We start from the raw sequence: 15540 nt of genomic DNA on the forward strand, positions 1-15540 counted from the left end.
TCTATTCGAATATCTCCATTTTAACCGAAAAAAGGGGCTGGATTTCTCCGCCCCTTTAGAAAGGTTACTTATTTAGATTACTTTTTCAACTGCTTGTTACCCAATGGGAAGATCTCAACAATATTCTCCCAACGGCTAAACACTGCTGTCCGATCCATATATGAGATGCGACCTGATTTCAAGACAACCATGTTAGTGTCACTTACTACAAACACTTTACCATTGGAGATCAGATCATCATCACCATGATCAAAGCTAATTGGCTGACCCAGAGCATCTACAATATCATCCATAGCCGATACGCGAATCACTTGAGTAGCATATGTTTTCTTGTCTTGTTGATAAGACCAGAACTTGCCAACTTTGTTCACCGCATACTTTTCGAGATTGGTGCGGGACAGGAATGACCAAGCATTACCGTTCAGGTTAATGATTACACCCTGATCAGTAGATGTGATACCCGTTGCATGAATTAAAGTTCCATCACGCGGGGTTAATCGCAACTTGCGAGAGAAGTCCTCTGGAATCCAACGATAATCGACTTTATTATTATCATCAACAATGACCATAATATCGTCTTTCTCAGTTGCAACACCGGCAGCGTACCAAGGTCCGAAGCTAACTAAACTCTCAGCAGTGGACTCGATCATATTACCATCATAGGTTGCAAGGACTACACGATCATGAGCAACAACAGCATTTCGCGTTTTGGTCAAGCCAACACCGTTAGCAGGCCAAGAATCATTAATCACCAAAGAGTTATCCATCTCTTTAACGGTTAATAGATAATTAACTTCTTCACGTTCTGGCATTGGTTGTTGTTGAAACAACGTTGTCCGGCGACTATCACCATATTTGGTGCGAACTTCACGCAGTTCTTCGATAATGTATTCTTTCAGATTGGAGCGATTATACTCTGAAAGATTTATCTTATGATTGATTGCGTCGATTTCTTCTTGGATAGTACCACTGTTCATTTTGATCAGTGTACCTAAACGAATGCGCAATACATAAGCAGCCTGCTCTTCGTTCAAGCCCATAATTTCACGAAGAACATGATCCAACTCTTCTGGAGTGCTGGATGCGCGAATCATATCAATCAGACCAGCTTCAGTGGTTAAGCGATAACGAACTTCTGCTTTCCACAAGTCCTGATTGAGTGACCAGATCATTGACGTAAAATGATCAGTTAAAAGATTACTGCGGAATTTATACCAACGCCCGATTGCATACTTTAAAGTAGCAGTGATCAGACGTTCTTCGAAACGTTCTTCGCCAGTTTCTTGATCAATAACCTTGATCAAATCAACCGCAGTCATATTATAGCTGCGATGGAAACTGCGAAGTTGTGGGATAACGTTATTGATCAGCGTGTTATTGCTATTTGCATATAAGCTAATGCAGACATTATCACTACCAGCTGAGTCATCTTTAAATCCAATCAAACCTTGCTTAACCAAAGTGTTCAAATAACCTTCAGTAAAGCTATAGATGGTCATACCTGGACAGAAAGAATCAACTACCAGACGAACTTTCCAAGCTGGATCATCCGAAGGTTCCAAACGCCATGTTGCTTCAAAGTACAAAGTACCACGACCGCGAGTATAAATATTGCGGAGAGCAGCTCGGTTTGTATCGAAGTCCATTAAGTTGCCGCCAATCGGATACTCTGGCCCTTTAATGATTTGGAACAACTCTTCATCAGAAGCTTGTGGATTGTTCAGAAGATGTTCTGTAGTGTTACAGATATCAACCAAAGTATGTCCAGGATTCGAACCAGAGATACCAGTACCGATACCAACGCTTTCATTTAACAAGAAAGCTGGAAAAGCTGGACAGAGGTAAACTGGCTCTTGCTGTGACCCATCATAGTTAGGGGCATATGGCAGAGATTCATGCTGAGCCAAGAATAATGCACCAACTTCGTTAATCTTTGTTTCAGTATAACGCGGGGCTGCTGCGCTGTCACCCATAGGGGCATCACCGAAGTTACCTTGACGTTCAAAGAAGAGATTATAACGGGCGGTAGTTGGAGAAGTCAATTTAACGATAGATTCATAAATACTGCCATCACCGTGAGGGTGGAAGTTACCCATGACTTCACCGACCAGTTTAGCACATTTCGAAGTTTTACCGTTCGGACGCTGACCCATGTTCCAGCTCGCATATACTGAACGACGCTGAACCGGCTTTAAACCGTCAATGATACATGGAACAGAACGGTCATATGCCACGTACATAGCATATTCAGACATCGATTCTCGGATTTCTTCACCGAAATCTTTTTCAGTGTAGTTATCACGTTCTCGACTTGCAAATAGATTGCCCAAAATGGAACTCCCTTGAAAAATAACTTACTTATTTTCATTATTATACGATAATAACTTGGCTTATTGACTGCCAGTGCGCCCAACGCCGGCAGATCCTGGAGCACTAGCAAGTTGGCCTGCACCGTGATAACGGGTGTTTTTACAGTTGATCAAATCCATTTGGAGTTTCAGGGAGAAGTGAGCATTCTTCAGATTCTCTTTGACTGAGGCAATAAGAGAATAGACTTCATCCAGCTTGGTTAAGAAGCGAAGATGATCTTTAGTCAGGTAGGAGATTGCTGCATCGCGAAGGTCAACAGTTTTTAGAGAACGCAATTCATCCAGATTTAGAATGGCAAAATGGCGAATGTTCTGCTGCTGTTCTTTAATGGCGTTGTACAAAGGATGGATTCGCTCATATTGATATGAAGCGTAATCTAAACGTTGCTGGATCATGCCAAGACATTCACCAGCTTTTACAAAGGATGCGGGATCTTCATCCAAAACAGGAACTGCGGTTGTGAAATAACCCATTAAAACGCGAGTCATTTCCGGAGTTTCTGTTAAGATTTCTTGAATGGAAGGCTCGAGAGTTACTTTAACGTTAACGCCTCTGGCCATTAGATCAGCAAGAATGCTGTCTAGGAAAGATCTGTCTTGTGAAGGGGAAGTCATATTATCCTCAGAACGTATTATGTCTTTCAATATAATACGACTTCCTCAACTACTTAATACACCGAATGTTGCAATATACTCTGTTGTAAATTACCCTGTCCATTTCTTATTATTTTAGAGTCTGCGACTCATCCTAGAAATTGCTTTCAGATAAGTCATCAGCATTAAAGTAAAATGAATAATCATTGAGCCTACATAGATGGCTAAGATTCCACCATCTACTATGGTAGCGAAGTCACTACCATCAAACGCATTGCGTGTGACAACGTAATTCCAAAAGATGTAACAACTAAATACTAAAAAAAGTATTACCTTAATCAGTTGCGCATAGATTTCGGCCATTGGATTGATTTTAGGCAACTTCATCTTAATGTTTTCCATATTAATGAATCATAAGTTACTGATGATCATTTTGTATCTCCTTTTTAAGTATGTACAAATAACGTAAAACAAGGGACTACCTTCTAGTAGCCCCTTTCTGGTCTGCCCTATGGTCTTGCGGGTTCTGTTTTGCGGAAGAATTCAGGATTGTCTACGAACGAAGGAACAAAATCATAATTCCCTTTCTGTAGCTCTTCGCGTAATTCTGAATATGCTTTATGCAGTTTCCATCGCTTACTATGTTGTAAATCCTCTTCAGTTAACTGAGTCGGAGTATACGAGCGGTCATGACCAAAATCCATCATTCGCCAATACTCTGGAGTATTGATTAACTTATAGTAAATGAACATCGGTAAATCTGGATGTATTGTAGACATCAGATCCATATCTTCTGGACTATTTGGGTCAATATAGTTCATTAAGCATTCGACGTTGGAACCCTGTGCGAAGCGTAATGGGCAAGAAGATGGTAAGGATGCTGTGATAGCCTCTTCATTAATTAGCTTAGGGGGCAATATAACACGAGTGCATTTATCGTCTTTCCATTTAAGTTGGTAACGTGTACTTGTTACACAAATCCATGCAGAACCCATCCTAGCCACATATTTACTGGTAGGCCATCCCAATTTTGGTTCAGGTTGTCCTTCTTGTTCACCTACTTGAATGGCAGAACAATAACCATAAACAGGAGACGATGGATCTTCCCATACTAAACCTGGAAGTCCGCGAACCTTATGCTTGCGGTTAAATACAGCAAACTCTGTCGGAACATCCAAAGGCACTTCATCTGTAGATTCAATGATTTGATCATCATCCTCAGCAGCAGCTTCCAATGGTTCTGCCGGAGCAGCAACATCTTCTTCATCCGCTAAGAATTTCTCATTATCTTCCATGGCCAGTTGGCGGAGTTCTTCTTTCAGTAAGATGCCATCTTCGTCTTCTGACAAGATAACATCAACAGGCAGTTCCTCGATCTTATCAGCAGGAGCATCTGTTTTCTTACTAAATTTAGACATATCGCGATTGCCGAAAATGCCCATTTTGCGACCGCCACTGCTATTAGTCACCAGACCAGCTTGCTTGCGCCCATTATTACTCGGACCACCAGTAAATAAGGCTTCTGCTTCTTGCAAACCACTCTGAAGACCAACTTCAATGTACTGAACCATGTCTGCGGCTTTAGAACCCATCAAAAGACGGGTAGTCGCATAATATTCCTGGTACGTCATGGTCTGAGCCATTGTGTTCCAGATATGACCGAAACGTTTCATGGTCATAAGATCATGTAGAGACATCATAGCTGCCTCATATGGATGATCAATAATTGAATCCGTGTACTGCATTGTGTTACAAATATCACACTGACACGGTAWCATCCCTGCCGGAGACCAGCAGAAATCCGTATTCTGTTTATTTTGGCCAGTAATTGATTTCAGGATACTACGATCTTTCAAGTGGTGAGAAAGACGGGTATTGAACATRAGTCCAAACTCATTCAGGATATAATAAGTCCCTCGACGAGCACCTTCAAACCAAGACGAACTGTCCGACGTAATATGCGGATGCACTCGTCCGAACCATGCCATTGCTGGGATGATTTTCGGACCGGATGCACCAAAGATATGAAGCCACCATGGCTTATCCGAACCTTTAAAGTGTTCATGAAGAACCAATGCTCCGCGGACGCCCGCTAAGAAATCATTGGAATCATCAATGCCCAAAGCCCAACCTTGGAAGCCATCATCTTGGACAATATCTAACCAACGTTTAAACTCAGGAACAGTTGTACCGTGCAAGATATTGAGCAATGCCAAATCCGGACGGCGATGTTGCAAGAACACATTATTGTTACGTTTTTGCAGATGAGCTAATATATCGTTCGACATACCATTTTTAATATCAATGTCTAACTTTGGAGGTACATCCAAAGCAAAACCAGCATTAGCTGCATGGTTCATTACATCAATAATTTCATACGGATTAACGTAATCCGCAGTACCAACTTTCAACTGAGCGCCACCAGAATCTAATACCAATTTGGTATTCGAAGGCTGACACCAGTTAAAATAATAACCTTGTTTAACAGCATAGTGAGCTGAACCCAATGCCCAGTCAAGATAATCACCGATTGTTGACCGTGGATCGAATGGATCACAATAGATAACTTCATCATAACAGGAAGGGTCAAACTTCATAGACATTGGAACGATACGAATATCTTTATTCGGCAAAGATAAGCGGGTATCCCATTTTGTATCTGGCCCGAAAGATTTAATCTCTTTCTTGCGCATTGGATTGAAGTCAAACTTCTTATGATTGACCAGAATGACAAACTGGAATAAAGATGATGGCAATGCAGCAGCTGGCATCCATCGGAACCCTTGACCTTCTACAATATTCTCGTAGGGGCTATTTGCTGGAAACGAATACGGAGGCGTATTCAATACGTTCGTTTTTTTCATGTCTATTTATGCTCTTGTAGACTAAAACCAGATCAACTAAGCGACCTGAATAAGCAAGTCACTTTTTATAATTTCAATTTAATACGATATCTCGTAAAAGCCTGCTTAACCTTAAACGAATAAACCTCTATTTTAGGACTAGTCCCATAGAGGGCAGATACTTACGAATCGTTACTAGTTATAATACGAGAAAACATAGACTAATCCCATGATTAAACTTGGGATTTTCGAATTAATTGAAAATTAAAGAGAAATCTGGAAATAAGAAAATCTGTAATAGTATCTATATACGATATCCGGGATTTTTTGTTTTTGTTGAATTCAGAGCAAAAAAATCCCGCTAACGTTTCCGAAAGCGGGAAGAAAAAATTCAGATAAATGATCAGTTTAAGTCCTCCAAGACGATCAGATCTTGAAAGAATGTGCGAGATATCTAAGAGCATCAATAGAAATTGAATTCTTTTGATATCGGGACCGAATACTCCAAATATCCAATCCATAATTAATAATATAGGAAAACAGGGTAGGTTTTCAAGGGATATTTTGATAGGAATTCAAATCCAGGTATCTTGGGAGCTATCCCACCGATAAGCCTTGTTTTCCCACTTCTGTTTATGCCAGTAAACATAGTAACATAAACACTCTAACAAAGCACTACGCCATTCTTTAGCGTCGCCATTAATATCGGCTAGAGTATTCAGATGCAGGGAAGGGGCTTTCACAAAGTTATTGACGAATGATAAACGGGATGCCATTTCTGTTTCAATAACCGTATAAGTAGAATCTTGATACATAGTTGGAGCAAGTGCGAGAGCGAATCCAGTAAATTTAAACTGATGGTCAACTACTATGTCAGCGTTAAATCCAACTACTTCTTTAAGATACTCAACGTTCTTATGGAAATCCGTACCATAAGGAGTAATGATTGATACATTCTTAGATGCTAAATAAGCAGCATATTTATGATCAATCATAGTTTCTTCTGTACAAGTGACGATTACATCACCTACAAAAGATCGAATGAGTTCTATAGCAGATACCGTAGAGGCATTCAGCGGTAGGTTAAATGCTACTGTCCAGTTTTTCAACATCTTGAGRGTAGCATTATCACCACTATATTCGAGAGCAATATAGTCAGTAGAGATATCCTTAGCGTTTACCTCTAATGTTAGTGTCAGATCTTTGACATAGAATTTAACCATTTGCCGCTACTCGCAAACTATTCTGTTCTTTCAGCTCCTTCAATTCCGCGAGGGATTTGAAGTGGCAGAACCCATCAGTATCAAGTGCCAGGAATTTATCATTGATCTGAAAATCCGTCGGCATAATGCTGATGGAGTAGAATGGTTTGGAGGTGAAGGGTAGGTTAGACGTAAAGGTCTTATTACCTGCAAATAAATGGTTCAAGCGATCACTAACGCGTTCCGCAACTTCGGAAGCATCTGCACGTGGGGAACCGAATAAGGTCTCTTCCAGAATCTCAATTACAGATAGAGATGCTTCAGTAGAGATATCGTAATGCTCACACAAGGTATGTGCATTGAAGGTAACTTTCGGATGCAAGAACAGCTTACATTCGATGCGATCAACAAAGTGACGGAACTGGAAAGTTCTATACACATTGATAGAGGTCTGGGTCAGGAACGCTAAGAAGGTTCCACGACGTTTAACTACTAAAACGGAGTAATAGCTGGAGAATTCCGTAACTCCAACGCAATTCGCGTCTAGAAAAAGTCCTTTTTTCGGATTTCCTTGGTTCATAATCTCAATACTACGAGGAGACACCCATACTCGGTCGCCTTCACTCATCGATTTTAAGGAAATATAAGTATTCATATTCATTTTTTGACCTGTAATCTTCTTTATTGCCTGGTAGGTCTGAAAAAGCTAACTTTGCAAGATATTATGTTTAGATTCTGCGATTCTCAACGAGTCTTTACTAACCCCTAATGATAACTCAGACATCTTATACTTGCTGAGAGCACCTTCCGTTCTGTGGATGAAAAACTCCAGCCACCGATAATATAAGGAATGGATTGACTCTGTTTCAGGTGAGTACAAACTTATAATCTCTGAAAGCGATTCAGTTCTTGTTTTTATATACTGCGAATACTTTAATAGGAACTCAGGATTATACGACTTCACAATCGGAGTCACTACTGGAGTAGTACCACCCGAAGAAGTTCCACCAGTAATTAATATGCTGGTTTTTTCTAATTCAAGCAGCTCAACGAGAGAAATTAAGTCTGTTTGGTTAATAGATTTAATTTGTCCTTCACTACTTAAATACGATAAACTTAGGGTGTTAAATCCAGTTAATATATCCTTTGATTTCTGCAAATTAATTGCGGTTTCATCGGGATTTGGTACTGCTTTTAATACGCTTAAATCAGTATCAATTGAAGGGGGATTCTGACCATTATCTAACTTCCAGACGTTCTGTAAAACTGGAGGTTTGAAGGGTGCAAACTCTCGATACATAATTGGATTAGGCGTGTAAGCTGGATTTGGAAATAATCTTCCGCTAGTATCCATTACGGAAGATTCTGCTTCTGCAAGAGTAATTGGGGGAATCTGAGCGCCAGCAGTATGACGAAGCAGAGAGCATACCTGAGAATGAGCCGCTGCAAAAGGTTCTAAGACTCGACGATAAATCGAGACAACTACACCATTTGCCATATGATTTCTTTGGAATCCGGCCACTTGGTTCCATTTAGATGCACGAATTTCATCAATCTTAGACATTGCCCATCTCCCATTGTAATAAATCCCACTCACTACAAACTACTAGAAGAGTATCGCAAGATATCTCACCATCATCGGGCAATTTTACCGAGAAACCCTCGAAAGCTACTTCAGAGCTATACCCCACCGCAAATTCTTTTATAGGGATAGTCTTAATTGTACGATAGGAGTCTGTAGAATTCCAACGGTCAATGATTAGCTTATCTACTGCCACTACACCTGCGGACAAAGGGCGGAAAGATGTACTATCATATAAACTAAGGATAGCAATGGCAGGATCACTGGACATCTTAATCCGAAGCAAGTATAGTCCAGCGGGTAAAGTACATTCTGTAACCGTAATTAGAGGTTCTTTCAGAGAAAAACCCTCGTATGGGAGGGTTTTATATCCTGCAACTACAAGGCTCTGAAAGTCCCTCTCAGTTTTACCACCGAGAGAGTCCATCGATTATTCCTCTTCGTCCATTTCTTCCATAGCAGTTGTATCAACTTCTTCAACTGCCATATCCAATGGGCTTAATGGACGATCCTGTAATGCTTCTTCGAACGAAGTCATAACTGGAACACCACCCAATGCTTGCTTACGATACCAGGTAGGTTTGCCCATCATTTCATTGACAGACTGCATACAAGAGTCCAGATCACTAACAGTCAATTGACGAAGTAAGCGGGTATCTTTGTTCAATATAGTATGCGCCGTCTGCTCTGCCGACATTTCACCCAGACCTTTATAGCGAGTGATATCCCAACCTTTCAGACGCTCAGCGATTTCAGCTTCACCAAGATCTAATAAGGAGCTAGTATCCGGCAGCTCTTCGATCTCTTTGATCAGTTCCAGCTTAGAATTACCGAAAGCTGTATAATCTTTGTACTTAGCATATTGAGTTGCGCCGTACAGTGGAGGAGCTACCACATAGATATATCCAGCTTCAAGCAGGGGATAGGTATAAATACCAAAGAACCCTTGAAGCAGCGTACGAATGTGAGCACCATCTGAGTCAGCATCTGTTGTGATAATGATCTTCTGGAAACGACTTTTGCTTGGATCACAAAGATCGGACAGGCCGGCACCAATAACTGTACCCAGCAAACTTAGCTCTTTATGGGCAAGCATACGCTCTTCGTTAACACGAGCAGAGTTCAGAACTTTACCTTTCAAAAGCATGATCGCTTGATGGTTCTTATCACGACCTTTCTTCATCAGACCAGATGCTGAGTCACCTTCTACAATGAATAACTCACAACGAGTTGCATCTAAGGAGTGACATTCAACATAGTTACTGGCTTGAATTGGTTTCTTGGAACCAGATGGAGCATCATTGATCTGAACAGCTTTGGCCAGATTAACGTTACGTTCTGAATTACGGCGAGTGTTATAACGCATCGCTGCTGCATGACACAACTTATTAGCGATTTCTTGGTTCTTAAAGATCCACTTACGAAGATCCAGTTCAACAATACCTTGAACAAAAGATTCAGCGGTCTTAGTGGTTAAACGCTCTTTGGTCTGGCTACCATACTTAGCGTCTTTAATATAGATGCTAAGGATACCATTGATACCACGACATAGATCGTTTTCTTCAAACTTATAAGGATTACCTTCATCATCGGTAAATCCATAGTTGAAGAACGCCGAATAAATGGCTCTCTCCAAACCAATCACATGACGACCACCAGATTGGTTCAGGATAGTGTTAGTGAATGCATGAATGTTGCGGGCATATCCAGAACTGAAGCACAGCAGAGCTTGAACACCTGTATTATCTTCGTTCATATGGTCGATGAAAATATACTCTGGAGTATATACTTCTTCATCCGAATCAATCTTACGCACATGAGCGTCGAAATATTCTTTCCAGGTTTTGTAGCAGAACTCTTGAGTAACTGTTTCGCCGCCTTGTTCATAGGTAAACTCAACAATAGCCCCAAGGTTCAGGAATGCTAACTGCTGTAAACGGTGGCGAGTAGTTTCTACTGGGAACACACGACCGTAGCCTTCAAGGCTTGGAATGGTGTGATCAATGATGAAAGAAATCTCAGTGCCGTGAGCATTCAGATCACCAGTTTCAACTGCTGGTGGATCATACTCTGGATCTTTAACCCATGACTGATTAGCATCATCCCAATAGCATGAAACGCTATGTTCAGTATGCAGATGACGTTTCTTACCATCACGATAAGTAATTACGTCTAGCTCACGAGAAAGAGCATTGGCTGCAGTAATACCAATACCATGCAGACCGCCCGAGGTGCCGCCATAAGCAGAATCTTCAAATTTACCACCAGAATGGGGAATAGTGAAGATTGCTTTTAATGTAGACATGCCGCTTTCAGAGTTAATGCCGATAGGAATACCGCGGCCATTATCTATGATTGTAATGCGACCATTTTTCTCGCTAAGGATGACTCGAACTTTCGTTGCATAGCCGGCTTTAACTTCATCGAAGGCGTTCTCATAACCCTCACAACCCAACTTATATGCGACGAATTCAGTGTCACTGATATACATGCCAGGACGCTTTCTGATAGCATCTAGCGGACTAAGAACTTGAATGTTCTTATCGTCATAACTGTGAATAGTTTCGGACATCCTTAACCTCAATAAATAGGATTTACTTAATTAATATCCATATAATACGATTACTTTTGTCGTTATTTAGGCAGAAATAAGGGGCTATAAAAGCCCCTGTTAGATAACTACATCATATCTGAAACGACCCCTAAGTTATTTCAGTTACATCATAGTTAGGAGTTTAAGATTTACCATAAACTCGACGTACGGATTCTTGACGTATCTTGACATTATTTGGTGACACTGCAAAGGTGCGATCATGATCCGATGCACTCTCGGTAAAGCGTACCATTACCAATCCAAGTTCAACCTCGATCTTTACCAACTCAGCTGGGAAATAAGCCCCATTCGGTTGCCAGTAAACATCATGAACTTCTCCCATATGCCCTGACAAATCAGCAGCATCAGAAGACAACTTACCTGCAAGTGCTAGCGCGATATTCTTCGCTTGCCCAAGTAGGTCACTGATTGACGCGGAACCAAATAAACCACCACTGCTTTCTTTTAGAGTCTCAATGCTCATATTATTTTGATCCTAATCCCCAAGTAGGCAAAAGCCCTTTGCCGCATAGAGGTTTCATAAATACCCTACTATCAGTGTGGGTATTCTGCAACCATCATAATATACGATAAGGATATTTGCTACAATGTCCCAGATTTAGTAATTTTTTAAAATTACCAGCCATTAGATTTTCGTTTCAACTGACCACGCGCGTGGATCGGCAGGATCCTGACCATCTAAGTAACTAAGCTCAATGAAATATGGATTAATCACATCCAAATAAGCTAATTGTGCTTTCTCAGAACGTTCAGGTTCATTCAAACTAATATCGTAGAACGGCCGAAGGATAGCGGAACCCTTGGTGTGAACACAACATTTTTCCAGAGTCGTAATAGTTTCATTACAAACACTACAGATAAATGCAGGAGCATTCGCGCCCATAGAGAACTTAGCTTCACCAGCCGCCAACTTATCTGCCGCTACCGGGTTTTTAGTACGATCTACTGCAATGATGTTCTCAATGACTAAATACGGACCATCTTGAACAATCGAAGTCATCACGTTAACACCGATAGCTGTTTCCAGCTTATAAACGTGGTTGACTAGGATAGGTTTACCTTCAAAAGTGCGATAAAACTGGCACCCTGACTCGATACAGAATTCAGTTAAGAATTTGAACGAGAAGTTATGACCATTACGATTGGGCAGCTCTAAGGTCAAAGAACGTACCTTAGCGAACTGATAATCGTTTAGGTCAGGCGAGATATTGTATTTAGACGCCGCAGCCGCTAACCAGGAAAGATCCAGAAGCTTTTTCTGCAAACGACCAGGATCTGCCACTTTAGTTTCCAGACCCGCACGAATACTATTGCCACTCATCAGATGCAAAGGACTGGCTTCGACAAAACTGGCAGTAATAAAGTTCTTACTCATCTTTCTTTCCCTTGTCATAGAATGGGAGTTCATCCATAGGGTAAAATACCTTGGTCTGACCTCTCACAGGTTGATGAGGTTTGTTCTGAGTGTTTGCACTAGATGCGATATCTTCTAATGGAACAGCTTTAGTTACATCGCCAGTAATAAAATTCTTTGTCATGAGTGAGTTTCCTCTTGCATCTGCGTTTGAGCATTTTTAAGTTTCAATTGAGTCATGATAATCTGGAAGTTCTTTTCAGCGTTATCACCTAATTTCAAGGTCTTGATAAAGCTAACAGTTTCTTTCAAGTTATCATTGATGTTTTGATCGTCCTGCTGAGTATTTTCCAGCATGAATTCATTGACTTGTTCTGGAGTTAACTTGCCAATATCATCGCGCAATTTGATCAAGCGTTCAGTTATTGACTTAGAGGTGTCATCTAGCTTAACCAGATTGGTATTCACCATAGTAACATCTCTGACTTTTTTGTGACTTGTATCACGAAGGACGTCTGCAAGAGCCAATTGCAGAGACTTCTCAAGGATATCTTTACTTACTTTTCCTTGATTTGTCTTTTCATCTGAAGGATTAGTCTCCTTCGCGCTGCCATCCCCATTCTTAGCATCTTCTTCAATTTCAGATTCCTTAGTAATAGACAACTGCATTTTACTAATTTCATCTCTAGAGCGGATGTGTTTCTTCATTTCTTCGACTTTAGCGGCGAAGAAATCACTAAGTTTAGAATCAACGTTGTTATTAGCTTGCATCTCTTTATCTAAGATTTCAAACTCGTCTTCCGTAAGATTTTCATAAGGGACGTTTACACAGGCTAGATACAACTGGAACAATACAAATTGCCCTGGGATCAAATCCAGACGCATAGTTTCTGCTGTTCCTTTATAAGTGGTAAAGTAATTCAGAATCTGTTCTCTTTCCAACAACATGAAGTTATCGGTTGTAACTACGTTGATAAATGTCTTAGGATCAGGAGCGCCGATCGGACGATTATCATCCGTAATTAAATTGTTGGATTGCTGATAGCGTTGCATCAGTGAACGGTCTTTAGCATCTTGCATTAAGTTCTCTGTCTCTGCGACAAAGTCTACACCACAAGCAGATGCCCATGTACGAAGGGAGATATGCACACCAGATGCTTCTGCTTGGTTCAATAATGCAATATAATCTTGGTTGCCGACTGGAGTCAAAGGCTTATTCCATTGGAATGTTGGAATAATATATTGGCTGCTTCCTTTAACTCTAATTTTGTGATCCATCTCCGCTTTCGTGCGCTTAACGAAGTCATTTGCCTTGGCCATATTCAGACAAATATGGTTAGTCATGACTTGGTTTTCAATTTCAGTACGCAACGCTCTCAGACGTTCCAGGAAGATTGAGATCTCATTGTCACCGGAACGATAAGAAGATTCACCTGAGATAAATGACTCACTAAAGCCTAAAGCATTCATCTTAGCTGATTGCAAAGTACCCCATTCGTCAAATACTCGCCATTGGCCTTCATTGGCATTACCAATAGAATCAACCTGAACAGCCTTGTCTAAGACGATGGTAGAACCTACTGGATCCATWTCCGCTTCCATGAACATTAGAGCAATACTGTCTAATTGTTCTGGAGCCATCATTTCACCCTGTTCAGGGTCTGGAGAGATTAAGCGGATCGGACCTGCACGGCGGAAGGCATTCAATAAGTTAGCATTCAATAAGGCTGCTTCAAGCAATACCAAAGACAGGATTCGAGTATAGATCGAAGTCCCATTATAGTCATCAACGAATGACTTACGAGGTAGGTAGAAGGTCGAAGCATTATCAAGCTGAGTTGGTTGCATAGCAGCAGCCAACTGAAGAAGTCTTTTCGAATCTGGATCATCAATCTGAATATTTAGGTTAATAATCTTTTGAGCTAATACTGACATCTCACGTGGAGGTTGCAAGAATATTAGCGGATCTTGATTCGAGAGCGGAATTGGAAACGCTCGGATATGATCAGGGTTTTGCTGGATCAGATCGCTCCAGACACCTTTGGATTCATCAAAGGTTAAGAAACCGCACATCTTACCCAAAATCAAATAATCTCGAGTAAGATGTGGAAGCTTAGTCGTTAAGTCCAGATTGGAGAACGCATCTTCGTACAGGTTGCGGATGGCTGTATCTTGGAGGTTCCCCAATTGGAAATCACTCCACGGCATATTTGAGTACAGTTCAATAACTGCCCCTGCTGTAGAGTCATAACGATAAATCTGTCGGAAAATAGCATTCTGATGCAGCGGATTTTTTGGTAAATAGCGGTGAGTAGAATAGATATTAGTCATATCTATCCCATTCTCAGTATGTTGGTTAGTAGTGTAGTTACCTACACCGCCACCAGATCCTGAATAGCCCGAACTGTTAGCTACAATACCAGAACTACGAGCACGATGGCCTCTGATACTGTTTGATCCCGCCATTCTTGAACGTTGATTCATTGAGCCGCGCATGAAGTTCCCCGATTAAGACAATAATTCAGCTACTTGATAACCTTTATCAAAGTTTTCCAGAAGATTAACTTCTTTCAAAGCTTCTTTAACTGAATCCGTGAAATCAACAGCACGACACATGGTGCAGATGGTTCCAGGAATTTCACGGACTTTAACCGCGATGCAGGAGTTATTAGATTTGCAGATGATACAGTTGGTACGCTTTAAGTTCTGAAAAGGTAACAATTCATAACGTGGTGTAGCACCGGCACCGAAAGCTGCGGACACTTTGTTCGCTGGAATAATGTCCATCGCTACCATGACATCATCAAGACTGGCAAGCAATGGCACTTCTAATGAAGACAGTTTACGGCCACCCTTATAGATCTTATTACCTGAATTATTCAGGCGATCAAGACAAGCGGTTACTGTTTCGCCAGCATTCTTATACTGACGGTAGGCTTTAGAAGCATTCATAAACATGGGAGGTTCCTTAACATAATCTAT

General features: G+C 41.0%; 13 protein-coding genes. All 13 read right to left on the reverse strand.

The annotated features are described in order from the left end of the window. Positions 1-77: 77 nt before the first annotated feature. The 13 genes from EAH77_RS15905 to EAH77_RS15960 all read right to left on the reverse strand — a co-directional run bounded on the left by EAH77_RS15905 (position 78) and on the right by EAH77_RS15960 (position 15516). A complete protein-coding gene (locus EAH77_RS15905; RefSeq protein ID WP_140473795.1) occupies positions 78-2330 on the reverse strand; it encodes a DNA gyrase subunit A in 2253 nt (750 codons plus the stop codon). A gap of 60 nt (positions 2331-2390) precedes the next feature. Beyond that, positions 2391-2984 carry a hypothetical protein gene (locus EAH77_RS15910; RefSeq protein WP_140473796.1) on the reverse strand — a complete coding sequence of 198 codons (594 nt, stop codon included), beginning with the start codon at positions 2982-2984 and terminating at the stop codon, positions 2391-2393. Positions 2985-3472: 488 nt separating this feature from the next. Continuing rightward, positions 3473-5827: a hypothetical protein gene (locus EAH77_RS15915; RefSeq protein ID WP_140473797.1), complete on the reverse strand. Its 2355-nt coding sequence runs from the start codon at positions 5825-5827 to the stop codon at positions 3473-3475. Between the two features lie 554 nt (positions 5828-6381). Further along, positions 6382-7029, reverse strand: a complete 648-nt coding sequence (locus EAH77_RS15920) for a hypothetical protein (RefSeq protein ID WP_140473798.1) — start codon at positions 7027-7029, stop codon at positions 6382-6384. After that, positions 7022-7669 (reverse strand): hypothetical protein, encoded by a 648-nt coding sequence (locus EAH77_RS15925; RefSeq protein ID WP_140473799.1) that lies wholly within the window; start codon positions 7667-7669, stop codon positions 7022-7024. The genes EAH77_RS15920 and EAH77_RS15925 overlap by 8 nt, the downstream gene beginning before the upstream one ends. Before the next feature lie 45 nt (positions 7670-7714). Continuing rightward, positions 7715-8572 (reverse strand): hypothetical protein, encoded by an 858-nt coding sequence (locus EAH77_RS15930; RefSeq protein WP_140473800.1) that lies wholly within the window; start codon positions 8570-8572, stop codon positions 7715-7717. Further along, positions 8565-9017, reverse strand: coding sequence for a hypothetical protein (locus tag EAH77_RS15935; RefSeq protein ID WP_140473801.1), 453 nt, complete (start codon positions 9015-9017; stop codon positions 8565-8567). Before EAH77_RS15935 ends, EAH77_RS15930 begins: the two co-directional genes overlap by 8 nt. A gap of 3 nt (positions 9018-9020) precedes the next feature. Further along, a complete protein-coding gene (locus EAH77_RS15940) occupies positions 9021-11162 on the reverse strand; it encodes a toprim domain-containing protein (protein ID WP_140473802.1) in 2142 nt (713 codons plus the stop codon). Positions 11163-11325: 163 nt separating this feature from the next. Beyond that, the gene (locus EAH77_RS15945; protein ID WP_140473803.1) at positions 11326-11667 is read right to left on the reverse strand and encodes a hypothetical protein; all 342 of its coding nucleotides are present in this window, start codon (positions 11665-11667) and stop codon (positions 11326-11328) included. Between the two features lie 162 nt (positions 11668-11829). After that, positions 11830-12579 carry a hypothetical protein gene (locus EAH77_RS15950; protein WP_140473804.1) on the reverse strand — a complete coding sequence of 250 codons (750 nt, stop codon included), beginning with the start codon at positions 12577-12579 and terminating at the stop codon, positions 11830-11832. Further along, the gene (locus EAH77_RS25160) at positions 12572-12742 is read right to left on the reverse strand and encodes a hypothetical protein (RefSeq protein ID WP_161985812.1); all 171 of its coding nucleotides are present in this window, start codon (positions 12740-12742) and stop codon (positions 12572-12574) included. Before EAH77_RS25160 ends, EAH77_RS15950 begins: the two co-directional genes overlap by 8 nt. Next, positions 12739-15042, reverse strand: coding sequence for a hypothetical protein (locus EAH77_RS15955; protein WP_140473805.1), 2304 nt, complete (start codon positions 15040-15042; stop codon positions 12739-12741). Before EAH77_RS15955 ends, EAH77_RS25160 begins: the two co-directional genes overlap by 4 nt. 24 nt (positions 15043-15066) lie before the next feature. Next, positions 15067-15516, reverse strand: coding sequence for a hypothetical protein (locus EAH77_RS15960; RefSeq protein WP_140473806.1), 450 nt, complete (start codon positions 15514-15516; stop codon positions 15067-15069). Positions 15517-15540 lie beyond the last annotated feature (24 nt).

The sequence above is a fragment of the Ewingella americana genome, assembly GCF_006438725.1.
GTDB classification, from domain to species: domain Bacteria; phylum Pseudomonadota; class Gammaproteobacteria; order Enterobacterales; family Enterobacteriaceae; genus Ewingella; species Ewingella americana_A.